The sequence below is a fragment of the Vibrio profundi genome (assembly GCF_005281835.1).
Taxonomy (GTDB): Bacteria; Pseudomonadota; Gammaproteobacteria; order Enterobacterales; family Vibrionaceae; genus Vibrio; species Vibrio profundi.
On the sequence record NZ_RZIS01000009.1, the window covers coordinates 76,321 to 103,110 of the forward strand.

Consider the following 26,790-nt stretch of genomic DNA (forward strand, 5'->3'; position numbering starts at 1 on the left):
TTTAATGAACTCAGTTAATTCAATGCAAGTTTTAAGGTGAGCACTATGACAGTCGAAAAAGCACTAAAAGTCGCCGTTATTGGTGGTGGTTCTAGCTATACCCCTGAGTTGGTTGAAGGTCTGCTCGAACGACATCATGAACTTCCGATAAGTGAGTTGTGGTTAGTTGATATCGAGGAAGGTATGCACAAAACACAGATCATTGGTGATCTTGCGAGGCGAATGATCAAAAAAGCCGGATGCGACATCAATGTATATGTTACGACTCATCGTAAAGCGGCGTTACAAGGTGCTGACTTTGTTTGCTCTCAATTTAGAGCGGGTGGCATTAAAGCGCGACTAAGAGATGAACGTATTGCGATTAAATACGGGATGATAGGTCAAGAGACCAATGGGCTAGGTGGTTTTTCTAATGCGTGCCGGACAATTCCAATCGCGTTAGAGATCGCCAAAGAAATGGAAGAACTTTGCCCTAAAGCTTGGCTGCTTAACTTTACCAACCCATCGGGCATGGTGACTGAAGCGCTTCTAAAGTACTCGAAAATTCGTACGGTGGGCTTATGTAACATACCGGTCAATATGGAACGTGACATTGCGACCATGCTGAATGCCAAACAGGACGAAGTGACTCTACAAATTGCTGGCTTAAATCACATGGTATGGGCGCGTAAGGTCTTGCATAACGGTGAAGACAAACTCGAAGAGATCGTGCGCCAACTTAATAATGGCAGTATGGCAATGACACCGAAAAATATTAAGCCTTTTCAGTGGGATAAATCCTTATTAGAGAACATGGGGATGATCCCGTGCGCATACCTGCGTTATTACTACCAGTCGAAAGACATTATTGATGAAGAGCTAGAAGACGCAAAAGGTGATAACAACCGAGCAGCACAGGTTGCGAGAATCGAAGAAGAAGTACTTAAGATTTATAGCGATCCGAATTTGCAAACCAAGCCAAAAATCTTGGAACAGCGTGGTGGGGCGTATTACTCGGAAGCCGCATGTGAATTGATGAGTAGTATTCATAATAACAAACGAACGATTATGCATGTAAACACACGAAATAATGGTGCGATACAAGGTTTACCCGATGATTGTGCAGTCGAAGTTAGCTCAATGATCACCAGTAGTGAGATTTTGCCATTGAACGTGGCACCTTTTCCAATGGACACATTACGTTTGATTCAATTGATGAAGGAATTTGAAACGTTAACGGTTAAGGCGGCAGTTGAAGGTGACTTAAATGCAGTACACCGCGCGCTGATACTGAACCCTATTGTTGATAGTGGCACACACTTACATGATGCGCTTGAAGAAACCATCAGAGAAAACATCGAATTCATGCCTGCTTTTGCACACGCTATCAATCAGTAATTCTTGAACAAAAGGTGCAGTTATTGGCTGCACCTCTGGAGTTGAATATGAAATTGATCTTAAACGCTGATGACTTTGGTTTATCAGAGAGCGTCAATTTAGGGATCGTTGAGTGCTTCAAAGCGGGTGTCGTGAAGTCAACAACCGTGATGATGAACCAGCAAGGAACAAAGCACGCTACCAAGCTCTACCAGCAAGGCCTAATTCCGGAAGTTGGCTTGCACTTTACAGTGACGGCTGGAAAGCCACTCTCAGATCCGAAAGACGTACCAAGTTTGGTAGACGAGCACGGTAATTTCTTGGATAAATCGGTATTGATGGTTAAGCGTGATATCAATGAAGATGAGGTTTACCGTGAACTACAGGCACAGTATCAAGCGGCTAAAGAAGCCGGCTTTGATATCAACCACATCGATAGCCACCATTTTGCAGGTGTGTTTCTACCTTTAAAAAATGCATTTATTCGTTTTGCTAACGATGTTGGGCTGCCAGTTCGAAGAGTGGATAACATCGTTGAAGGTCAGAGTGCACTTAAGGTAGCAACACCAGATGCATTTGATGAACGATTTTTTGATCGAGGTGTGTCGTTAGACAACTTGAAACATCTACTGTCAGAGTACAAACGGTCAATGCCAAATGGTGTAGTAGAGCTTATGTGCCACCCTAGTGTTGATAACAACCAAGATCTAAATGAGGTTACTGGTTATGTCGCTATGCGAGCTATTGAAAAAGGCTTGCTCAGTTCCCCCGAGCTTATTGCTTGGCTGAAAGAACAAAATATTGAATGCGTAGGCTTTGATGTGTTTAGAGACAGACAACGTAACTGGTAATTTTGTTGTGTGTTGTTCGAACCATCTTATTAGTGGTTACGCTAGAGCAACGTCCTCAAAACGATAGTAAAAGCGATATCTGTGCTGTTATCCATGTTCCGAACATTCTCAGTCATGAAGGCTTCAATAGCGGTATTGAGGAATCGATAACGATAACCTAAAAGTAGTTCATTGGATGGCTCTGAAAAGTCTGGGTTAGTTGATGCCCAGCCTTTGTAGTTGTGCGATTCAACGAGGACGCTATGAGCAGAAAAGAACTGGTACTCGTAGCCCAGTGAAATGAATCCCGCAGAATCGACCATTTCAGTACCAAGGATATCGCCGTTCCGATGTACGCCACCGAATGAAGTGTAAACATGATGGCTATGTATGGAATAACTAGTATTGAGCTGTAGTCCTTGCTCGAAAGTCGTTCTTGCAAACGGGCCGCTATCTACATGGTTGTAATATAAAGTGAGCCCTGCAGATACTGCAAAAATTGGGTTCTGGTAAAGGCTCAATTCGTTATATGACTGAATCGCTCTGGTGAGTGTTTCACCTTCAAAATCTGAAATTTCCACTCCTTGGCCGGGAATACCGATGTAGAACTGATCTTGCGGCACTTCATCTCGACCATTTTGACCAATCCCAAACAAGTCATGGAAATTCATTGTTAGCTCGTCTAACCCGTTATCTCGCGCCTTTATACGTTTAAAAGCCAATTCTGATTTGATTAAATTCGTAACCTGATAAGAAAGGGCTAAGTCTAGATTGTTTTGGTAATAGTCGAGGAAGTATTCGTTTGTTTCTGCCCACACACTTGCTTGCGTGAATCCCGTTTTTACTTCTAGCGATCCGACAGGTTGAGGTTTGGCACCTCTAAGTTGAAGAGACAATATATTGGAATGTATCGGGGATTGTGCAGAAGAATAAAGAGGCTGACCAGCGAAGACGCTAGAAGATATAAAAATGAGTAACGCAATTAGGGTCTTATTCAAAATGGTCAAACGTTAAGAATGAAATGGGTCGACCATTTTCAATAACGGACCAGATAAATAAACAGTAAAATTACTGCATTTTATCTGGACGATAGATTTAGATGAGTAGGGGGTATTACGATTACGGCGTTGGCTTTATTAATGAGTTGTACGGTTAGGTCTCTATCCCTAAGCCATTTCTTAGTGCAAATTGTACTAACTCGGTGTGGTTGTCTAGGTCGAGTAAATCGAGCATACGATACTTGTGAGACTCTATGGTTCGTGGGCTGAGAAAGAGCTTCTCGGCACATTGTTTAGCCGTGTAACCTTGTGCCAACAGAGTCAGAACAGAACATTGCTTTTTTGAGAGCAATAAAAGCTTTTCTTCTTCATTAACGTTTTCGGTTTGGTCCTGTTTAAGATTACGAGTCATGGTCGAATGCTGCCAATAACATAGCCAAATATCGCAGAGCAATTTTAGCCTAGTCATATCTTCTTCTGATGGCGGCGTAACGTCTTGGTTAAACTGAGAGAAAGATAATGCGCCCCATGTTTGGCCAAACAACTCAAGCCGGATGATTCCATGCCAACAGGCGCCTTCTTCGCGCAAGGTCCTTAGCGTGTGGATCTTACTGTTCTCCATTTCTTCAGCCGTAAAGCTATACCAAGCTGTCTTAGAGCGTAAGAGCTTCATATAGTCTTGATAATTACCGGGTAGGAACAGTTGTTTATTTAAAAGAGGGATGCCATCGCGCGAAACAGAGACAGTCTTACCATCATTAAGCAAAATCATCGAATTAGGAAAAAGCGTTAGGCGGTCTAATTTAAACCAGTCGAGAGCCGATTTAGCAACTTGACGAAAGGTCTCGTCAAAGTGTTTGGGTTGGCAACTGATTAGAGTTGAGGACTGTTTAATAACCAGTTGTTCGAACGATATATTGATGTTGTCTTGTGTCATCAATTAGAAGGCCTATTTGCTGAAAAGTCACATTGTTAAGCTAGCGTTAATAAGCGAGATATGTCAATGAAATAGATAAAATACTGTGTTGTATCACTTTTATCTATGGACCCTAACAGTGATAACCATCAGGTTTATCAATTTCTGTTAAACGATACCTAGTAAGTATTATTTGTAGTGCCTCTTAGTTTTTTAATTATTAGTTTTGTAGATAAATGCAGTAATTTTGCGGTATTTACTGCAAATCAAACTCGTCAGAATGGCCCCACATTCGAAATCGCACAAGCGATGAAGTAAATACAACCCTATAGGAAGTAGTGGCCATTATGAAAAAAACACTTTTAGCAGCACTAATCGCATCAACTGCAACGTCAGCATTTGCGGTTCAAACCAGTTCTCAAAATAGTAAGCCTGCATTTGAGTTTGATCCAGTCCACAAAGACCAATTCTCAGTGTCAGGTTCATTTGGTGTTGGCGGTTACTACGATACTAAATCTAATGCGTTTTATGATGACTGGGCAACAGCCTTGACGGTTGCAGTGAGTTACCAAAACAACCGCGTATTAGGTTACTTTGAGACAGATCTTGAAGCTAACTGGACAACAGACGATAAGACTAACCCTTTTGATGTTGAAAGTGATTTTAATACTGATGTAGACAAAGCATGGCTTGGTTTTGATACGGGTTATGGTATCGCTTCTTATGGCTGGGAGAATGATACAGCTCTAGATAAAGTTGATGGTGCTGGTGATATGACGTACGAGTTTGGCGCTTCTGCTGGCGATGCATCTGATGCGTTTAACGTTGTCAAGTTTCAAGGTTCTACAGCGGGTGTAGCTTATGGGATCTCTTACTTTGAAACAGCAGATAAACACAGTGATGCTGATAAAGGTATTAACGGTTATTTAGGCTATGAGCATAAAGTATTCAATATCTATGCGGGTTATGAAGAACGTGATGAAGCTGACTTTAGTGTGATTTCGCTTTCTGGTAATGCAAACGTTGGCTCTATTACGTTAGGTTTTAACTCTTGGATCGATGAAGGGAAAAATGACGAAGAAGTAAATACAACAGATTACAAAAACTCTGGTTACTACTTGTCTTCGGCATACTCATTAAATGACCAATTAATACTTGCAGCCGGCTATGGTTCGAATACAACAGAAGAGAACAACAACGCCGACATAGATGTTAGCTATTACAATATTGCTGCGATGTATACGCTAAACGAGAGAGCTGATATGGGCATCGATATAAAACGTGATATCGATGTTGAATCTGGTAGTGATGAAGAAACCTACGTCTTTGCGTCTGCTTACTACTATTTCTAACACGTAACAAATAGCCAGCAGGTAATGCTTGCTGGCTCATTCTCCTTTTTCATGCTACCTAAGAATCGTCCACTGAATATTAGGTTTTGCCACACTTTTTAATCTCGAGTGTGGCTTTTTTCATTCTATTTCGGAGTTACCATGATTGTCGATATTATCGCCAAAGGAAGTATCTATGGAAACGAAGTAACTTTCCGTTGCGAGCCAAACCGAGAGGGGTTATATGAGCTTGCGAGAATTACGGGAAGGAAAGCGGGAAGTAGGCCACAACATCAATGCAATAAAGTATTTGTTGAAACCAAAGAGCAAGCACTAGAAATGTTAAAAACTAACGATTATTACATTGCGCTTACTGCTCGTTATTCAGGAATCCACCGTAAGTCTTTACGACCTTTGAATTCTTGTTCTGTGCTTAAGCGTTGATCTCTTCAAGGCGTGAATCAAATATATAAAAAAGTGGCGATTTAGCATTCAAACAACAAAGAGAATTAACGAAGGCTAACGTTAATTCTCTTTTCTCTATCTAGCATTAGTTTGTTTTAATTACTGTGGTTCAGGTCTCCATGGGTATGGACCCATCCACATATCCAACATTACTCTAAGTGCGTTCATGGTTAGCCAGTCGTCATAACCAGCCCAATCTTGGTACTTCTCTAATTTAATGTTTCCAGGAATATCTTCAAATGCGGTGCCTTTGTTGAACTCTGCGATTACTGCTACTTGTAAATCTTCAATATATTCGCGAGTTAACGTCACATCTTTCATGCTTCCAAACGTAGTTTCGGCATGTGAGTGAGAGAAAATAGCGGTTTCGAATGACATAGTTTCGACTTGGCTTAATACCTTTTTCCATTCACCGATATTGAAATCTGGAACAATAGTAAACATCACTCTATTTGGTGTCACGATGTCTGCTATGTAGGTTACTTTTTCTTTTGGCAGGATAGATATTGTCATCCCCAAACCATGACTCATACCTACATAGTGAAGTTCGATGGTCGTATCACCTACGATTAGATCTTTGCGCTTACCCGTCCATACTTCATCTGGCAAAGCTAGATCTGGATGCGGGTTGGCTTTCATCCAGTCGTATGCTTCTTTGTGCGCGATAATTGTTGCGCCTTGGTCACGAAATACTTGTCCGCCACCCGCATGATCCCAGTGGTTATGGCTTTGAACGACATAGCGAACAGGTTGGTCAGTCACATTCTTAATCGCCTGTAACATGCCTTTGGAGTGCGTCGAATTTGCAGAGTCAAATACCACAACACCTTGATTTGTTACGACGAACATAGAGTTAAATCCATGTCCTGGTCCGTATTTGTACACGCCTTCGGCGGCTTTCCAAACGGACTCTTGAGCAGAAGCATTCTTGGTTATCATTAAAGCGGCAAGTACGATGCCAGCCATCATGGTTATAGACTTTCGAATAGACATAAATAATCCTCATTCCTTGGTTAAATCGAGACTCATTTGTTGGTTGAGTGCGGTTAGGAATAAGTTTGACAGTTCTGATTACATTTACTAGATGGGTAAATGGAACTACACTGTTCTCAAAAAGTGAACGGTGACAGTATGGATGAATTAAAGCGAGTTGGTGTGTTTACTAAAGTCGTTCAAGCTCAAAGTTTTTCTGAAGCTGCAAGGCGATTGGGCGTAGCTAAATCTGCCGTCAGCAAACAAATAAGTTTACTTGAAGAAGAAGTCGGCGTTCGATTATTGAATCGCTCGACAAGAAAGTTAAGTCTTACTGAGGCAGGCGAAATTTACTATCGACATTGCGAGCAGATCGTCAATCGAGCTGATATTGCACTCAATGAACTTAGACAATACCAAAATCAGCCCACGGGCACGATAAGAGTATCAAGTCCTATTCCTTTTGGCCGAGCGCTTTTGATCCCGGTTATTAAAGAGCTACGCGAGCTATACCCTCTGTTGAAGGTGGAGCTTGTGCTGAGCGATAAAGTCGTGAACTTAGTTGAAGAAGGGATCGATTTGGTGGTGAGAGTCGGAAAACTGCAAGATTCGACGCTCATTGCGAAAAAACTCTGTGATACACCAACAGTAGTATTCGCTTCACCTGAATACATTGCTCGAAATGGCACGCCTAGCACCCCACAACAACTTGCTGATCATCAGTGGATCACTTTGTCTATTTTGTCTGCACCGATCGTTGGGCCGTTTAGGCATAAGACTTCACAAGAAGAAGCAACCCATACAGTAAATAGCCACTTAAAGATCAATTCTGTGGATGCTGTAATCGATGCTGCTGTACAAGGGCTGGGCATTACGGCCATGGTTAAAACAACGGTTCATGAGCATTTGCAAGCTGGACGCCTGGTTCCTGTGTTAGAGGGTTATCAGCTTGAACCGCGGGGTGTGTATGCCTTGTATCCTCATCGCGAATTTCTTCCGCCAAAAGTAAGAATATTCATGAGCTTTCTCGAAAAGCATTGTGCAAATGCCAGTTGGAGTTTGCCTCGATAGTGTCACCTTTATTCCTGTCGTTCTAGTATCACAGTCGATAGTTTTTCGCGCTATCGGCTCGCCTAACATTGTACTCATACATACTTTAACTGTGAGTATTCGACTCTTTTCCTTGTCCCGCCTCTTATTGATTCTCAAAATGAAAAACTTCTTTCTAACGTTAACGGTTTTGTAGAAATAAGTTTCAAGTTAATGAATTTACTAACTATTTTTAGGGGTATGTTTTTTGCTTCGTTCCAACTTCCTAGCCTTGTTTCAAAATAGATTCGAGTTGAGGCCAATACGTCCCAGCTAAAAAGGAAGTCACTATGAATACGCCGATTCAGTTGCCAGCAGGATTACAGATAGCAATTACTCCAACAGGAGAGGTTAAGTTTTTAAGGGAGGGAGAATATCCTGAGGCTGGTGATATCGTCATAGCAAGTGATGATTATGATGTATTGGAAAAGATTGGAATTGTAATAGAGCCATCTAGTGAGCAATCTTCCCCCCTTGAAGATTTAGATGGTCTATTGGCCCTTTTGGAACAAGGCTTGGATCCCACTGCTCTAGAGGAGCTAGCACCAGCAGCGAACACCGTCAGTGGCAGCGGTTTGACTAGTATCGAGACCATTGAACGTGATGCGAAAGAAACACTCGCAAACACCTTATTTGAAACGAATGGAAACTCACAGGCATTTGAAAGTGAAGATCTGTCTTTATTTGATGATCTTATCTATCAAAATACCAATGCTTCGCCAATTGTATTCGATGAAACCAGAACGTTTACTGAAGAATCGGGTGCAAGTTTACTATCCGTTACTCCACCATTTGATTCAGATGATGCTTCGTTAATCATCACAATCACAGAACTCCCATCTTTAGGGCTGATTAGTCATTTAGACGGTACGCCGATAGAAGTAGGCGATAGGTTGACATTAACTCAATTGAACGAGCTATGTTTCCACGCACCAGAGGATTGTGAAGACGGGGAAATCGCAGGTGTACTAAGTTACAACGTTGATGATGGCTCTGGCGCAAGTAATAGTGTGCAGCAAGCTAGCGTACAAATCCTATTAGAGTCGGTAAACGATGCCCCTATAGCGTTTAATGATGAAGGAACGCTTCAAGAAAACCAAGTACTAATCTCAACATTGCCTGCCTCAACGGATGTGGATGGCACCATCGCAAGTTATCAATTGGCTCAAGCTCCGGAAAGCGGAACGGTAGTGGTTGCTAATGATGGTTCATACAGTTTTGATGCAACAAGTGACTTCGACTATCTAGCCGAGGGGGAGCAAACACAAGTTACCTTTACTTATTTAACGGTCGATAACGAAGGGCTAGAGAGTGAAGAGCAAACAGTGACAATCACTGTCTTAGGCACTAACGACGCCGCAATTATCGCTGGGACAGATACAGGTGACGTAACAGAAGATACCGATGACCCTCAAATAAGTACTACGGGTCAATTAACGGTTTTTGACGTTGATGGTGAATCAGAGCAGATTATCGATAGTGACAATGTCACAACGTCTTTAGACAATTTAGGTAGCTTAGTGATTGGGGCGAATGGTGCCTGGGAATACACCGTTCAAGATTCATTGATCCAATACTTAGGTGAAGGGGAGACTAAACAAGAAGAGTTCACGGTTTACTCTATTGATGGAACAGAACATGTGATTCTTGTAACGATCACCGGGGTTAATGATAGCGCTGAAATATCGGGTGATGTGATAGATCAAGTCATCGAAGACGATGATAGCCCAACTCTTGTCACCAATGGTCAGCTGGTGGTTCAAGACATAGATGGTCATGATGAAGAGGCTTTTATACCAAGTACTTTGAGCGCTCCTGAAGGCGCAATTGGGCAAATGACTATCGACGATAATGGGGAGTGGGAATTTGCACTCGACAATGACTTGATTCAGTACCTTAAAGACGGTGAAACCATCACTCAAGTTTACAGCGTGGAAAGTAACGATGGTACAGAGCAGTCAATCTCGATACAAATTATCGGTACAAACGATAGTGCAATCATAACTGGCGATGCCAATGGGGAAGTTGTCGAAGATGAATCCATTATTCTCACAGACACGGGATCATTGAGGCTGTCAGATATTGACGGTGAAGAAGAGGAAGCCTTCGACCCAGGTTCAGTTACCCCTAGCGTTGGTGCGCTTGGCTCACTTACTATTGATGAAGATGGCGATTGGGTTTATCAAGTCGAAAACAGTGATGTGCAGTATCTCGGTGAGGGCGACACTAAAGTCGAAACTTTTACCGTCGAATCACTTGATGGCACTGAACATGTCATCACGATAACGTTGACTGGTGTCAACGATAGTGCGGTGATCACGGGCCAAGCAACTGGCGCAGTGACCGAAGATGACGCAGTTACCACGCTTACGGATTCAGGTGTGCTCAATGTCAGTGATGATGATCAAAACCAAGCCGAGTTTGATATCGATAGTGTGGTGGCATCAGCGGACACGTTAGGAGCTTTAACCATTGATGAGAATGGTAACTGGCAATACTCAGTTGCTAACACTTCGGTTCAATATCTTGGAGAAAACGAAACCAAGCTAGAAACCTTTACCGTTGAGACACAGGATGGTACTCAGCACACCATCGAAGTAACCATTTCGGGTATCAACGATAGCGCGGTAATTACCGGAGAAGCGGTTGGTGCAGTTACAGAGTCTGCAAGCGAAACTACATTAACTGACAGTGGCACACTGACCGCGAGCGATGCCGATCAAAACCAATCTCAGTTTGATACCAGCAGTGTCACGCCATCTGCTGGTGCGCTAGGTGTGTTGAGCATCAATGAAGCGGGCGAGTGGCAGTACAGTATTGACAATGACTTGGTGCAGTATTTAGGCGACGGTGATACCAAAGTTGAGTCGTTTACCGTTTCTAGCCTTGATGGCACCGAGCACACCATTGAAGTCACCATCACCGGAATTAATAACTCAGCAACCATTAGTGGCGAAGCAACAGGCGGAGTCGTTGAAGGCAGTGGCGGGGTAACTTTAACCGAGATTGGCACTCTGAGCGTGACCGATGTTGACCAAGCTGAATCTAAGTTTGATGTTAATAGTGTAGTGACCCCTGTCGGGGCTTTGGGCTCTCTGACTATCGATGAAAATGGCAATTGGCAATATGATGTTCTCGATTCAGCCGTTCAGTATTTGGGGGAAGATGAGACTAAAACAGAAGCATTTACCATCGCGAGTGTGGATGGAACTGAACATACAGTCATCATTACAATTACGGGCGTTAATGGTTCAGCTGTCATATCAGGTGATGCACAAGGCGCGGTACTCGAAGATAGTCACTCCACCACATTAACAGACTCTGGCAGCCTATTGATTGACGATGAAGACCAAGGTGAATCCAAGTTTGACAGCAATAGCGTTGTCGCTGAAGCCGGTGTGTTGGGTAATTTAATTATTGATGAAGGCGGCAATTGGGATTACCAAGTCGATAATTCAGAGGTGCAATACCTAGGTGAAAACGAGACGAAACTGGAAAGCTTCACCGTTTCAAGTTTAGACGGCACCACCCACACTATCGAAGTAACGATAACAGGCATCAACGACCAAGCCGCCATTACTGGTGATGATGTAGGCTCACTGATTGAAGATGAATCATTGGTGACACTGGAAGAAAAAGGTTCACTACGAGTCTTAGATACCGACCAAAACCAATCCGAATTTAACACTGATCCAAATTCAATTGTTGCCAGTGTTGATGCGCTTGGCTCACTTACTATTGATGAAGATGGCGATTGGGTTTACCAAGTCGATAACAATGATGTGCAGTATCTCGGTGAGGGCGACACTAAAGTCGAAACTTTTACTGTCGAATCGCTTGATGGTACTGAGCATGTCATCACGATCACATTGACTGGCGTGAACGATAGTGCGGTGATCACGGGCGAAGCAACTGGTGCTGTGATAGAAGATGACGCAGTCACCACGCTTACGGATTCAGGTGTGCTTAATGTCAGCGATAACGATCAAAACCAAGCCGAGTTTGATATCGATAGTGTGGTGGCATCGGCGGACGCGTTAGGCACTCTAACCATTGATGAGAATGGTAACTGGCAATACTTTGTGGTTAACGCTGCGGTTCAATACCTTGGAGAAAACGAAACCAAGCTAGAAACCTTTACCGTTGAGACACAGGATGGTACTCAGCACACCACCGAAGTAACCATTTCGGGTATCAACGATAGCGCGGTAATTACCGGAGAAGCGGTTGGTGCAGTTACAGAGTCTGCAAGCGAAACTACATTAACTGACAGTGGCACACTGACCGCGAGCGATGCCGATCAAAACCAATCTCAGTTTGATACCAGCAGTGTCACGCCATCTGCTGGTGCGCTAGGCGTTTTGAGCATCAATGAAGCGGGCGAGTGGCAGTACAGTGTTGAGAATGATTTGGTGCAGTATTTAGGCGACGGTGATACCAAAGTTGAATCGTTTATCGTTGCAAGTCTTGACGGCACCGAGCACACCATTGAAGTCACCATCACCGGAATTAATAATTCGGCAACCATTAGCGGCGAAGTAACAGGCGGAGTCGTTGAAGGCAGTGGCGGGGTAACTTTAAGTGAGACTGGTACACTGAGCGTGACCGATGTCGACCAAGCTGAATCTAGGTTTGATGTTAATAGTGTAGTCGCGCCGCTTGGAGCACTGGGAATTCTGACCATCGATGAAAATGGCAACTGGCAATATGACGTTCTCGATTCAGTCGTTCAGTATTTGGGGGAAGATGAAACTAAAATAGAAGCATTTACCATCGCGAGTCTGGATGGAACAAAACATACAGTTATCATTACCATTACAGGCGTTAATGGCTCAGCTGTTATATCAGGTGATGCACTAGGCGCGGTACTCGAAGACAGTCACGCCACTATATTGACAGACTCTGGCAGCCTATCGATTGACGATGAAGACCAAGGTGAATCCAAGTTCGACACCGATAGCGTAGTGGCTGCGCCTGATGTGTTGGGCAGTTTAACTATTGATGAAGACGGCAATTGGGATTACCAAGTCGACAATTCAGAGGTGCAATACCTAGGTGAAAACGAGACGAAACTGGAAGGCTTCACCGTTTCAAGTTTAGACGGCACCACCCATTCTATTGAAGTGACGATAACAGGCATCAACGACAAAGCGGTCATTACTGGTGATGGTGTAGGCTCGCTGATTGAAGATGAATTATTGGTGACACTGGAAGAAACAGGTTCATTACGAGTCTTAGATACCGACCAAAATCAATCCGAATTTAACATAGACCCAAATTCAATTGTTGCCAGTGTTGATGCGCTTGGCTCACTCACTATTGATGAAGATGGCGATTGGGTTTACCAAGTCGATAACAATGATGTGCAGTATCTCGGTGAGGGCGAAACTAAAGTCGAAACTTTTACCGTCGAATCACTTGATGGCACTGAACATACAGTCACGATCACGTTGACTGGCGTGAACGATAGTGCGGTGATCACGGGTAAAGCAACTGGTGCTGTGGTAGAAGATGACGCAGTTACCACGCTTACGGATTCAGGTGTGCTCAATGTCAGCGATGACGATCAAAACCAAGCCGAGTTTGATATCGATAGTGTGGTGGCATCAGCGGACACGTTAGGTGCTTTAACCATTGATGAGAATGGTAACTGGCAATACTCAGTTGCTAACACTTCGGTTCAATATCTTGGAGAAAACGAAACCAAGCTAGAAACCTTTACCGTTGAGACACTGGATGGTACTCAGCAAACCATCGAAGTGACCATTTCGGGTATCAACGATAACGCGGTAATTACCGGAGATGTGGTTGGTGCAGTTACCGAGTCTGCAAGCGAAACAACATTAACTGATAATGGCACGCTAACCGCGAGCGATGCCGATCAAAATCAATCTCAGTTTGATACTAACAGTGTCACGCCATCTGCTGGTGCGTTAGGTGTGTTGAGCATCAATGAAGCGGGCGAGTGGCAGTACAGTGTTGAGAATGGCTTGGTGCAGTATTTAGGCGACGGTGAGACCAAAGTTGAGTCGTTTACCGTTGCAAGCCTTGATGGCACAGAGCACACCATTGAAGTCACCATCACCGGAATTAATAATTCGGCAACCATTAGCGGCGAAGTAACAGGCGGAGTCGTTGAAGGCAGTGGCGGGGTAACTTTAAGTGAGACTGGCACACTGAGCGTGACCGATGTCGACCAAGATGAATCTAGGTTTGATGTTAATAGTGTAGTCGCGCCGTTTGGAGCGCTGGGGACTCTGACCATAGATGAAAATGGCAATTGGCAATATGACGTTCTCGATTCAGCCGTTCAGTATTTGGGGGAAGGTGAGACTAAAACAGAAGCATTTACCATCGCGAGTCTGGATGGAACAGAACATACAGTCATCATTACCATTACAGGCGTTAATGGCTCAGCTGTCATATCAGGCGATGCACAAGGCGCGGTACTTGAAGACAGTCATGCCACCACATTGACAGACTCTGGCAGCCTATCGATTAGCGATGAAGACCAAGGTGAATCCAAATTCGATACCGATAGCGTAGTTGCAGCGGCCGGTGTGTTGGGCAGTTTAACTATTGATGAAGACGGTAATTGGGATTACCAAGTCGATAATTCAGAGGTGCAATACCTAGGTGAAAGCGAAACCAAACTGGAAAGCTTCACCGTTTCAAGTTTAGACGGTACCACTCACACTATCGAAGTAACGATAACGGGTATCAACGACGAAGCAGTCATTACCGGTGATGATTCTGGTTCTCTAGTAGAGGACGAAGATACGCCAAATTTAACGGAGTCAGGCCAACTCAATATTGTAGATGCTGATCAAAACCAAGCAAGATTCAACGTTTCTTCTATTGTGTCTTCGGTAGGAGCTGTTGGCGAACTGACGATCACTGAGTCAGGATGGTGGGAATATACGGTCGCTAATAGCAACGTCCAGTATTTAGCAGTCAATCAGGTGCTATCGGAAACGTTCACTGTACAAAGTATTGATGGCACCGAACATACGATAGAAATCATTGTTACTGGGACGAATGATATCCCAAGTATTTCGGGGGATATTACTGACTCTGTAAAAGAAGAAGTAACGTTACAAACGAGTGGAAGTTTAACGGTGTCGGATGTTGATGATAGTGCCAGCCACACGTGGCGACTACTTGGAGAAAGCGACTCAACCTATGGTGAACTGACGATCGACCAATCGGGCGATTGGACATATGTATTGGACAATGTGGCAGCACAAGGTCTAGCTGATGGAGAAACCGTTGATGAGATATTTACAGTCGAAGTCGATGATGGGTTAGGAGGAAAGTCGCAGCAAGAACTTGTAATCGAAATTCAAGGTACAAACGATGATCCGATTATATCTGGAGATAATGACGGCTTAATTGTAGAAGACTTAGTGCTGACAACTAACGGCGTGCTGAGTGTCGAAGATATCGATTTGTCAGACCAACATACTTGGTCGATTCAAGGTAACGGCGATGGGAACTACGGTTCCATTGTTATTAATCAAAGTGGCGAATGGGAGTACACCGTTGATGATTCAGCAGTACAATTCTTTGAACAAGGTGAGTTTTATTATGAGCAGACCTTTACCGCAGTCGTCGACGATGGAAACGGTGGCACACACACATTTGCTATTGATATCGATCTTTTAGGACAGAATGACTCACCAGACATTTCAGGCACCGCAAGTCGCACAATTCGTGAAGACTCGGGAAATAAATCGCGTAGCGGTACCTTAGTATCTGGCGACCCGGATGAGAATGAATCTCACACTTGGGAAATACTTGGTGATTCAGTAGGCGTTTACGGTTCGCTTTCACTAAGCAGCAATGGAGTGTGGACGTACACTCTAGATACCACCAGCGAACAAGCAGAGAATACTCAGTCACTATCGTTAGGACAAACGGTTAGTGATACCGAGGTATTTTGGGTGCAAGTTACTGATAAACATAACCAAGTAGACACACAGCAGATAGTTGTAACGGTAAAAGGCCGAAATGATGCACCAGAGATAGACGGCGTAATTACGGGTAGTGTAACGGAAGACAGCGGTGCCGTTATTACCGCTAACGGCCAGCTTAATCATAATGACGTCGATAGTTTGGACTCCCATACTTGGTCATTACAAACCAATCAAGGTCAGTATGGCAGTATACAAATAGACTCGAACGGCGAATGGACCTACACCTTATCCAACGAGCACTCCTCAGTTCAAGCGCTACTTCCGAATGAAACGTTAACGGAAACTTTCATAGTTAAAGTAACGGACGACACTAACGACTCCAATGATTCGAATAACCAGTCCGATACGGAAACTATCACCATTACTATTTATGGTGAAAACGATGCGCCAACGATTACGGGGGCGACAACAGGCAGTGTGATTGAAGCGACTCCGGAAAAAAGCAGTGTAGACGGAACACTTATGGCGATTGATACCGATACTAACGATTCTCATGTTTGGGAGGTCGTAGGTGAAGATGTCACTGGTGAAAGCAATGGCTTGTACGGAACGTTGAGCGTAGATGATTCTGGGCTATGGACTTACGAACTCGACAGCACGCGTTTGAGTACCTTATCAATTCCACCAGGCACTACAGAAGTAGACTCCTTTGAAGTAAAAGTGACCGACGCCAACGGGGCAGAAGAGCTAATAACCGTGAATATTTCAGTTGCTGGCGTGAATACCGATCCTGATATCGTGTTAGGTGACACGCCGACGATCGTCGAAGATGACGTTCCGAATCAAATTTCGGGAACATTCGATTCGGGTGATCCTGATTTGGGAGACTCTACAGTTTGGTCGGTCGTTACACAGGCAACTTACGGTATATTTGCAGTTGATAACAATGGTGATTGGACTTACACACTAGATAACAATAACACTGAGGTTGACGGGTTAGATGAGGGGGATAGCCTTTCAGATACCGTACAAGTGAAAGTAGTTGATTCGTTTGGGAAAGTATCGATCAAAGATTTTGAAATTGCGATTGAAGGTAACAACGATACGCCCAATATTAGCGGTGATGTAGCGAAAACGATTGTTGAAGACACCAGCAGCTTTTCAGGACAACTAGATAGCGGCGACCCCGACAATGATGACAATCATAATTGGACGCCAAGCAGTTTAGTGGGTGACTACGGAAGCTTTGTGATGACGTCTTCAGGTGCGTGGGTATATCACTTAAATAATGAACTGGCCGAGATTCAACAGCTTAATCCAAATCAAACCCTTACAGAAATCTTCAATGTTCAAGTCGAAGATAGCTTAGGTGAAATAGATAGTCACGATGTGATCATTACCATTAAAGGCTCAAATGATCTTCCGACGGTAACCGGTGATATCACAGGCACATTCATTGAAAATCAAGTAAGTTCAACGCTTAACGGCAGTATTAGCTTATCTGATATTGATGATACCGATACACCAAGTTTTGTTGCGGGGAACTACGCTGGGAACTTTGGTCAGTTTGAGATTGATGAAGACGGTGATTGGGTCTTTACTGCCAACACTGAGCTGTTGGAATCAATGAAGCGTGAAGAAATTCGCTCGGAAATTTTCACTGTAGTTGCGGTTGATGATTTTTATGGGGTTATCACTCAACAAATAACCATCAATGTAGCGGGCATCAATGATAGCCCTATGGTACGGGGCGAAGATTACGGCATCGTCATAGAAGATGGCCATAACTTTGGGAGCGTTAATCACAGCCGAACGGATGGGCAGTTAAGTGTCACCGACATAGATAAAGATAGCTCTGTAGTGAGTTGGGCAATCGAAGATGGATCTGGGTTCGGAGGAGCAAATTATGGGCAAGGTACCTACGGAACGTTAACCCTGAGCAACAATGGCCAATGGATCTATGTGCTCGATGCCAGTGACCAAGACACGCAAGATCTGGCATTCGGACAAGTTGGAGAGGAAACGTTTTATGTGTCTGCGACAGACAATGATGGTGGAACGTCAACTTGGCATGAAATCAATATTGATGTAGTAGGCCAAGATGAAAACGCGGGCTTTGGCGGCGGAGGAGCTCCACTTGATACGTTAACGGCGGCGTTAGTCGAAGACACCACAACGCTAGTCGACTCAGATGTACCAGAGTTACTTCCCACAAACAATATTACAGGTGTGACACCGATATCTGGAGGAGTATTCGGTACTTTACTGGATGATTCAACGCAAACGGGTGTGCCTAGCAGAGGCTGGGAATATGTACTCGACAACACCTCAGACTTGGTTCAAAACTTAGCAGAAGGCGAAGCAGTAACCGAAACGTGGCAAATAGAAACAGACCAAGGCTATTACGATCTGGAAGTGACGATAACTGGTACCAATGATGAGCCCGTCATTACTTTTAGCGATGACCCACTTACTGAGCCTGCTGCTGGAATTACGGTTCAAGTCGGTGAAACTACCGACGATGTTTCACCTCAAGCATCTGGTGTGATTGGAGTTGAAGACCCAGACCGAAGCGATAGTCATACCTGGAGCATTAATACGCCGGGATCGCTCGATCCGTTCGGAACGTCGAAACAGGGGACATATGGTCAAATCTCGATAGATGCTGATACCGGAGAGTGGGTCTATACGTTATCAGATAACGTTGCGGTGAATGATTTATCCCAAGGTGAAACTGCCACCGAAATGTTTGAAGTGGAAGTCTCAGATGGGCTTTCAACAGATACGAGAACTATTGAAATTCTAGTAAAAGGTGCGGCAGAAGAAGTACAGCTTGCAGACCCAGTTATTGAAATACTTGCTGTCCAAGAAGATGTCGATGATCAAGATGGTACTGATGATGGGGATATAACTGTAAGCGGAACCCTAAGTGTCCCAGCTGGTCTAGGTGCAACGGCGACTTGGACATTAGTAGACGGTTTTGGTGCCTATGGTGACATTAGCGTGGCAGCAGATGGTAGTTGGGTCTACACATTAGACAATGAAAGTAACGCGGTTCAATCGCTCCAAAAAAATGAGCAAGTACAAGATGTATTTACGTTGTATGTGGTCGACGAAAACGGAAAAACAGTTGTAGATACTGATGGTGCGCCGCAACTCTTGGAAATAGAAGTAGGCGTAACTGGTACTGAAGATGCACCAAATATCACTGGTGTGCTCTCTGCAAGCACAGATGCTAACAATACATCAACGATCAGTGGTGATTTAGCTCCAGGTGATATTGATACCAATGACAGTCATACGTGGATCGCCGGAGCACAATCCGGAAATTACGGTACATTCAGTCTCGATAGCAATGGAACTTGGACGTACGACTTAAATGAAAGCTTACCCACCTTAATTGAACTGAACGGAAGAGATTCTTCACCTTTACAAGAAACCTTTACGGTCAAAGTGAAAGATATTCACGATCTTGAATCAGAAAAAGAGGTGGTAGTCACCATCAACGGAGTTAATGAATCTCCAACGATTTCCGGTGATGTATCCGCTAGTTTTAGCGAAGACGGCCAAATTACTCAAACGTTACAGCTTAGCGGAGATGATATTGATGCTGGAGATACCGTAACTTTTGCTGCCAAAAGTTTAAACGGTACCTACGGGCTGTTTATCATAGATGCTGCCGGAGAGTGGAGCTATACCATTTATAACGATGAGCCTCATCTCCAAGCAATGGCTGAAGGCGAAGTCGTAACAGAAAGCTTTGTTGTTTTTGCTGCCGATGACTTAGGGGCCGAGGTAAGCCAAGTCGTGACGGTTACCGTAACAGGCTCAAATGATAATCCAGTTCTATCCGGAGATGCATCTGGCGTGGTTGATGAAGCCAATGGCAGTAGCGCAAGCGGCCAACTGGTTACCTCAGACACTGATCTAGGTGACAATGTCACCTATGATACGGTCGACCATAACGGTTTGTATGGTGACCTTGCGATCAGCTTAGATGGTGAGTGGACATACGTCGTCGATGATACTGCGAGTGCGGTAAATGCATTGGCAGTGGGAGAAACATTGATCGATACCATCCAAGTTCAAGCGGAAGACAGTGAAGGCGACATTTCAAATATCATGTCAATAAGTATCACCATTAACGGAACTAATGATGCTCCAGAAATTGCAGCGGTAGCAACGCAATCCATATTGGAAGGCGAGTTGAATCCGCTGACGGGTACGTTTGATAGCGGAGACCCAGATACCAGTGACGAACATAATTGGGCGGTCATTGTCACAGATGATAGAGGAGAACTGTCCGTTGATAGCGCAACAGGAGAGTGGACATTTGAGCTTGATAGTAGCCATGCAGATATCGAAGCATTGGCTGTTGGGGAAACACTGTTACTGAGTTACACCGTGGAAGTGGCTGATGAACTCGAAGAGTCGGATTCAACTGTCATTCAATTTGAAGTGACAGGAACCAACGACATGCCGAATGTTGTTTTGGGCAACAGTGTGATTTCTGGTGACATTGACGCTGATAGTGCAGAAACATCGGCGTCAGGGACGGTAGAAATCAGTGACCTAGATGCGTCAGATAGCCACGTGTTCACTTTAACGGGCGGAGTACAAACATTAGCGGGCAATTTTGGACAAATAACCGTTGATCCAACGAATGGTGATTGGACCTATCAACTCAACGTAGCATCAGGGTTATTACTCAAAAATGAATTGGTGAATGACACCTTTACGATGCTCATTGATGATCAAAATGGTGGGGTAGTCAGCCAAATAGTCACACTCAATATACAAGGGACAGACGATTCCCCAGTGATTAGCGGTACAAGCATTGGACAAGTTAAGGAAGATTACATCAATGATGTATCGGGTTCGCTGAGTGCGACGGATACAGAAACAAACAGTGGAAGCCTAACTTGGCAGTTAATAAGTAGCTCATCGGGGCAATACGGAAACCTCAGCTTTAACGCCGCTACTGGGGCGTGGATATACAGCTTGACCGCGGGCTCGACCAATGCGATGCCAGCAAACACAACAGATATGGATGAATTCATCATCGAAGTTTCCGATGGTGTGAATACGACACAGGAAACCATCAGTATTTCGGTGGTCGCCAATCACGTTCAGCAGGGGGCGGTTGGCTATGATTTACTCGCAGCGACGAGCGAAGATGAATGGTTATGGGGTGGGCCAACCAATCTATCTGATACGGGCCAAAAGGATACTTTTGTATGGACGGATACCACAGTTGGCACAGCACTTGTATCAGGTTTGGACTATATAAAAGATTTTGACGCAACAGAGGACGCCATTGATTTGCAATCGTTCTTCAATGTTGTTGATGTTTGGGATTCATCTGACGTTTCACAGCAAATTACGCTAAACGAAGTCGGCGGTGAAACCCACATCGAACTATATGATGCGAACAGTAATCTGGTTCAAACCATTATTTTACAGGGCGTTTCGTTAGATGAGTTCGCCGAAACGACCACGAATGGTATGACTAACGATGAACTAGTAAGTTATCTGGTTAGTGAGCAGAAAGTTGTAATTTCGGACACTATGGGGCACGAAGGAAGCGATATTCTTTCAGGTACTCTAAATGATGAGATATTGAAAGGGGGCGACGGTGAAGACATATTCTATATGCTGGAAGAGCGTGCTGGCACGCCAATTGACCCGGTCACAAAAACTATTGCCGACTTTGATTTGGCAAATGATGTTGTTGATATTAGTGAGCTACTTCCTGATTTTCCTGATATGCAAGATTTGTTGGCGCACATTGATGTCGAAGTAACCGACGACGCCAATGATCCACTTGATAGTACAAATACGCAATTGTCGATTACTGATGAAAATGGCGGTGTAACCGAGGTCAATATTAGCAATATGGGCTGGACGGAACTTGGTATTGCCGACGTCGCAAATGCGACCGATGAAACTGTGATAACCGCCTTAGTCGATCAATTGAAAGTTGTACAAATCAGCGAATAATACCTTTTAGAAATACGTGAATTAGGCCCACTACAGGATAGCTTGTAGTGGGTTTCTTACTATAGTCAGCCCAAAAAGTGTTCAAATTAACTAGAAAAGTGAAAATCTTTATTCGACAGAATGCATTTTTTTACCGTGCCTAATTCACAGTTTACTTTATCGACCATGATCCGGTACGCACTAATAGGGCTAAAAAAGGTCAATAAGTGGATTTTGCTTGATTATTCCCTAAACTTATATCAAGCAGTGATTTTGTGCATATTTGTAATTAATAACCATAATATTCGAGCGGTTAGATGCACCAGAAGAATAATTTCGGGAATTAGTTATCAATATTTCAGTGAATACAAGGTATTCAAATGCAAGGAAAATGAGTCACTCATAATAATTTAGAAACCAAGTGTTTTTGGTTTTCTAAATGGATTAATAAAGAGAAAGGAAACTCAATATGAAATACAAGTTAAGCGCCATGTTTATGTTAGCTGCAACAGCAACTAACGCAAATGCCGGAGAATGTGGCAGCGTAACAATTGCGGACATGAACTGGAACTCAGCAACGCTGATTGCCAATATCGACCAATTTATCTTGGAACACGGCTACGATTGTGATGCGGAGCTTATCCCTGGTGATACGATGCCAACAGGCACATCGATGATCGAAAAAGGTCAGCCAGATGTAGCTCCGGAACTTTGGAGTAACGCTCTAAAAGACGCATTAGATAAAGGTGTCGAAGAGAAGCGTTTACGCTATGCAGGTAAGTCACTTGTGAATGGCGGTGAAGAAGGCTTTTGGATCCCAGCTTATCTCGTTGAACAATATCCAGAGATGGCAACCATCGATGGTATTCGTAAAAATGCCAAGCTGTTCAAACACCCAGAAGATCCTGATACCTCTGCATTTTACAGCTGCCCGGCTGGTTGGAACTGCCAAATCAGCGCAGGTAACCTATATCGAGCGCTAAATCTTGAAGAAAGCGGCTTTAGCATTGTTGACCCAGGCTCAAGTGCTGGTCTTTCAGGTTCCATTGCAAAAGCTTATGAACGTGAAGAAGCGTGGTTCGGTTATTACTGGGCACCAACTGCGGTACTTGGTAAGTACGAAATGGTCAAAGTAGATTTTGGTAGCGGTATTGATGAAAACGAATTTCTGAACTGTACTACTCAAGAAGGCTGTGAATCGCCGAAAGCAACAATGTACCCGCCATCACCAGTTCACACAATCACGACAGAAAGCTTTGCTTCTCGTGTTCCAGAAGCATACGACTACTTTACCAAACGTGGTTTTACCAATGAAAAAATGAACCAACTGCTTGCCTGGATGGAAGATAATCAAGCTGATGGTGAAGAAGCAATGATCCACTTTTTAAGTGAGTACCCAGAAATTTGGCACCCTTGGGTTTCTCAAGAAGTTGCTAAGAAAGTTGAAGCGGAACTTTAAGCTACTCCCGTAGATACTGACATGGAAATAACGTCGCTATACTTGATGTTATTCATTATTCGAAGCCCTTAGCTTGCTAATAAAGAGTTAAGTGGCTTCGAACTATAAGGATATAAAATGGCTGACAGCAACTGGTTTTCTAGTTTCCCAGAGATGGAACGCTCGGACTTACGAGCGATCAAAAAAACTTTAGATGGCGCGTATCGCGATTTCTCTCGTGAATACGGCGAACTCATAGAATCTTTCTTTGACCCTTTACTTTCCTTCCTCGTTTGGTTTGAAAAACTCCTGATTTCTACACCTTGGTTTATCGTTTTAGCGGTATGTACCGGTTTAGTTTATGCCGCAAGTCGTTCTTGGAAATTGGCGTTAGGCTGTGTAGTGTCTTTGCTTCTCATTGGATACTTCGGAATGTGGGAAGACACCATGAGAACGCTAAGTATCATTACTGTGTGTACTATGGTTTCAATCATGCTAGGGATTCCGATTGGTATCGCGATGGCACGTTCAAATAAGGTGCAATCGGTAGTGACTCCCTTATTGGATATCATGCAAACTATGCCTGCATTTGTTTACTTGATTCCCGTCGTGATGTTACTTGGCATTGGTAAGATTCCAGGTTTGATCGCAGTGGTTATCTATGCGATTCCTCCGGTTATTCGCCTTACCAATTTGGGTATCCGACTGGTTGATAAAGAAGTGCTAGAAGCGGCTACCGCCTTTGGTGCGAATAAGAAGCAACGTCTATGGGGTGTTCAACTACCGCTAGCGATGCCAACGATTATGGCCGGGATTAACCAAACAATCATGATGGCGTTATCGATGGTGGTAATCGCATCTATGATTGGGGTGAAAGGTCTAGGTCAACCGGTACTTAAATCCATTACTAACCAATATTTCACGTTAGGCTTACTTAATGGTTTTGCCATTGTAGCGCTAGCGATTTTGTTTGATCGAGCTTCACAAGCGTATGCACGCCGTACCAATGCGCATTTAGGAGGGTTCAAACATGACTAAACCATTGATAGAAATTAGTGGCTTATACAAAGTATTTGGCCCGAAGCCAATGTCCGTGATGAGCCGTGTTGAACAGGGTGAACACAAAGACGCTATTTTGGCCGATACTGGTCACACGGTTGGTCTAAAAGAGATCAATCTTAAGATCAATCGAGGTGAAATCTTTGTAATCATGGGCTTATCGGGCTCCGGCAAATCAACTTTGATTCGTCACTTCAACCGCTTAATTGATCCAACCAAAGGCAAAATCACGGTGGAAGGCATTGATGTTATGAGCCTAAATACCAAAGAGCTAGAAGAGTTCCGTCGTCATAAAATGTCGATGGTCTTTCAGCGATTTGGATTAATGCCACACAGAACTGTCGTTGAAAATGTAGCTTACGGGCTAGAAGTACAAGGCATTAAAAAAGACCAACGTTTAGCGAAAGCAAAAGAGTGGTTAGAAACGGTGGGGCTTAAAGGGTACGAAGACCAATACCCAGGCCAATTGTCTGGTGGACAACAGCAGCGTGTAGGCTTGTCTCGTGCATTATGTACCGATGCGGAAATCCTATTAATGGATGAAGCATTCTCTGCATTAGATCCTCTAATTCGTAGCGAGATGCAGGACCAGCTTATCGAGCTTCAAGAAAAGCTTCATAAGACGATTGTGTTCATCACTCACGATTTAGATGAAGCGCTGCGACTTGGTGACCGAATTGCTATTTTAAAAGATGGTGAATTGGTTCAACAGGGAACGCCACATGAGATTCTGCTGCATCCAGCGGATGATTACGTGGAAGCCTTTGTTAAAGATGTGAATCGAGCGCGAGCTCTAACCGTAGAGACAGTCATGCAGCCTCCGCTGTATAGAATTACCTCTGAGACCATTGAAGGCGCACTGGCACAGATGAAGACTCTGAAACATGACTACGCTTACCATGTAACGGATGAAGGCTATCAAGGGTTAGTGACCAAAGAAAGCTTGCAAGATGCGGTTGAAGATTCGAGCGTGCATGACTTTAGTGATGAGATTTACGAAGAAGTGCCTGCCGTCTTGCCTGACGCGGTTATCGAAGAAGTTCTCCCTGACACTATGTCCTGCGATTATTCACTCCCTGTTGTGGATGAAGAAGGCAACCTTAAAGGTGAACTTGAACGTAGTGCCGTTGCAGATATCTTCGCTGAACAAAGCGAGGCAGAAGAACCCGACCCAAAGTTACAGATCGATAAAGCGTCCTAGGCAATATCGTTTCGTTGAGTCATAAAAAGAAAGCCACCTTTGACATTGTCCAAGGTGGCTTTTTAAATTCCAGCAGACAGAAGATGAACTTATTAATTGGCTTTGCGTCGGATGCTCATGGTTCTCAAAATGAGAATTAGTGCAATCGGAAAACCAATTACGGCAGTAATGACACCGATTGGTAAAGGATTGTCTGAATTTAAGACACGTGAAAGAGTATCAAGCAAGAGCAGTAGGGTGGCTCCTAGCAAGGCACTAATCGGCAAGACCCACCTGAAATCTTTGCCGGCAAACTTATGACTAATATAGGGAATCACTAGTCCAACAAAGCCGATAAGCCCTGCCAGTATTACCGAAATTGACGCAAAAATAGCGACACAAACGGCGATGAGGAACTTAATTATGGCGGTGTACAATTCGAGTTTATTTTCCATAGGGTCGGTGTCCATAATTCGATTGATATAGGGGATCAAAAGAATGGTTACTCCTAAAGCAAATACGAGAAGTGGAAGTAGCGGTAATACATAGTCGAATGAATAGTTGGAAATCGAACCCGCTAACCAGAACATCGCGCTTTCCAAATTTCCATTTGTGGTAAGTAAGATCAGGCTAGTAATGGCAATGGTAAGTACAGTAATAATCAGCCCTGAGAGCATGATTTTGAGTGGGGCATTGAGCGTTTTAGACTTAGCGTCTAAGAAGTATATCAAACAGATTGAAAGCACAGCGCCAATTGCCGCTATTTGCACAAGGTGCTCAGGCAAAGTGATCGTAAACAAACTAACAGCAGCAACACTGAAAAGAACGGTGCTGGTGTTCACACTGATTAAATTTGGCGAAGCGAAAGGCGTTCGCACCAGTGCTTGCAATAATGTTCCTGAAACCGCGAGCGAAGCTCCAACAACAAGCGCAAGGATGGCTCTTGGGAGACGTTCTTCTACGATAAGGCTGTGTTCCCAATTACTGGATTGATATTGAAGTATCGATTCGAATAGAGCTGAAATAGAAAGAGTCGTTTGACCTAGTAGCAGGCTTGCAAGAAAGCTAAACAACGTGATGAATACACAAAATACGACGCCACTAATGATGGCCAATTTTCGTTGAGTCAATGAGGTCATGATTTCAATCTGAAATGATAGCTAAAGCTTAATGATAATCAATATCATTAAATTCTCAAGCCGAAATGGGTTTAATTTTTTTATGCTGAGCTTTTGTCGCAGTTATTTGTTATGTAATAAGG

The 26,790-nt window shown here is 43.8% G+C and carries 13 protein-coding genes; 9 read left to right on the forward strand and 4 right to left on the reverse strand.

Annotated features, from left to right (window positions below):
* The first annotated feature begins 45 nt into the window (after window positions 1–45).
* Window positions 46–1,377, forward strand: a complete 1,332-nt coding sequence (locus tag ELZ11_RS19055; protein WP_137358965.1) for a 6-phospho-beta-glucosidase — start codon at window positions 46–48, stop codon at window positions 1,375–1,377.
* Between the two features lie 47 nt (window positions 1,378–1,424).
* Window positions 1,425–2,207 (forward strand): carbohydrate deacetylase, encoded by a 783-nt coding sequence (locus ELZ11_RS19060; protein WP_137358966.1) that lies wholly within the window; start codon window positions 1,425–1,427, stop codon window positions 2,205–2,207.
* Window positions 2,208–2,248: 41 nt separating this feature from the next.
* On the opposite strand, the gene ELZ11_RS19065 is transcribed toward ELZ11_RS19060, so the two are convergent.
* Together ELZ11_RS19065 and ELZ11_RS19070 are read right to left on the reverse strand one after the other, a co-directional pair.
* Window positions 2,249–3,184, reverse strand: a complete 936-nt coding sequence (locus tag ELZ11_RS19065; protein WP_137358967.1) for a DUF3187 family protein — start codon at window positions 3,182–3,184, stop codon at window positions 2,249–2,251.
* A 154-nt stretch (window positions 3,185–3,338) separates the two neighbouring features.
* The gene (locus ELZ11_RS19070) at window positions 3,339–4,121 is read right to left on the reverse strand and encodes a response regulator transcription factor (protein ID WP_137358968.1); all 783 of its coding nucleotides are present in this window, start codon (window positions 4,119–4,121) and stop codon (window positions 3,339–3,341) included.
* 326 nt (window positions 4,122–4,447) lie between these two features.
* Between ELZ11_RS19070 and ELZ11_RS19075 the strand changes: the two genes are divergently transcribed.
* Entirely contained in the window at window positions 4,448–5,452 is a 1,005-nt protein-coding gene (locus ELZ11_RS19075) for a porin family protein (protein ID WP_137358969.1), read from the forward strand.
* Window positions 5,453–5,593: 141 nt separating this feature from the next.
* The gene (locus tag ELZ11_RS19080) at window positions 5,594–5,875 is read left to right on the forward strand and encodes a hypothetical protein (RefSeq protein WP_137358970.1); all 282 of its coding nucleotides are present in this window, start codon (window positions 5,594–5,596) and stop codon (window positions 5,873–5,875) included.
* Between the two features lie 120 nt (window positions 5,876–5,995).
* Here the strand turns inward: ELZ11_RS19080 and ELZ11_RS19085 are convergent, their stop codons facing one another.
* The gene (locus ELZ11_RS19085; protein ID WP_137358971.1) at window positions 5,996–6,889 is read right to left on the reverse strand and encodes an MBL fold metallo-hydrolase; all 894 of its coding nucleotides are present in this window, start codon (window positions 6,887–6,889) and stop codon (window positions 5,996–5,998) included.
* A 138-nt stretch (window positions 6,890–7,027) separates the two neighbouring features.
* On the opposite strand from ELZ11_RS19085, the gene ELZ11_RS19090 reads away from it, so the two are divergent.
* From ELZ11_RS19090 to ELZ11_RS19110, 5 genes are all read left to right on the forward strand, one after another.
* Complete coding sequence (locus tag ELZ11_RS19090) at window positions 7,028–7,939, forward strand: LysR family transcriptional regulator (RefSeq protein ID WP_167494721.1); 912 nt, start codon at window positions 7,028–7,030, stop codon at window positions 7,937–7,939.
* A 308-nt stretch (window positions 7,940–8,247) separates the two neighbouring features.
* Complete coding sequence (locus ELZ11_RS19095) at window positions 8,248–21,873, forward strand: VCBS domain-containing protein (RefSeq protein ID WP_137358973.1); 13,626 nt, start codon at window positions 8,248–8,250, stop codon at window positions 21,871–21,873.
* A gap of 448 nt (window positions 21,874–22,321) precedes the next feature.
* Complete coding sequence (locus ELZ11_RS19100) at window positions 22,322–23,311, forward strand: ABC transporter substrate-binding protein (protein ID WP_137358974.1); 990 nt, start codon at window positions 22,322–22,324, stop codon at window positions 23,309–23,311.
* Window positions 23,312–23,428: 117 nt separating this feature from the next.
* Window positions 23,429–24,328, forward strand: a complete 900-nt coding sequence (locus tag ELZ11_RS19105) for an ABC transporter permease (RefSeq protein WP_137358975.1) — start codon at window positions 23,429–23,431, stop codon at window positions 24,326–24,328.
* Entirely contained in the window at window positions 24,321–25,550 is a 1,230-nt protein-coding gene (locus ELZ11_RS19110) for a quaternary amine ABC transporter ATP-binding protein (protein ID WP_137358976.1), read from the forward strand. The genes ELZ11_RS19105 and ELZ11_RS19110 overlap by 8 nt, the downstream gene beginning before the upstream one ends.
* Window positions 25,551–25,642: 92 nt before the next feature.
* On the opposite strand, the gene ELZ11_RS19115 is transcribed toward ELZ11_RS19110, so the two are convergent.
* Window positions 25,643–26,668 (reverse strand): FecCD family ABC transporter permease, encoded by a 1,026-nt coding sequence (locus tag ELZ11_RS19115; RefSeq protein ID WP_137358977.1) that lies wholly within the window; start codon window positions 26,666–26,668, stop codon window positions 25,643–25,645.
* Window positions 26,669–26,790 lie beyond the last annotated feature (122 nt).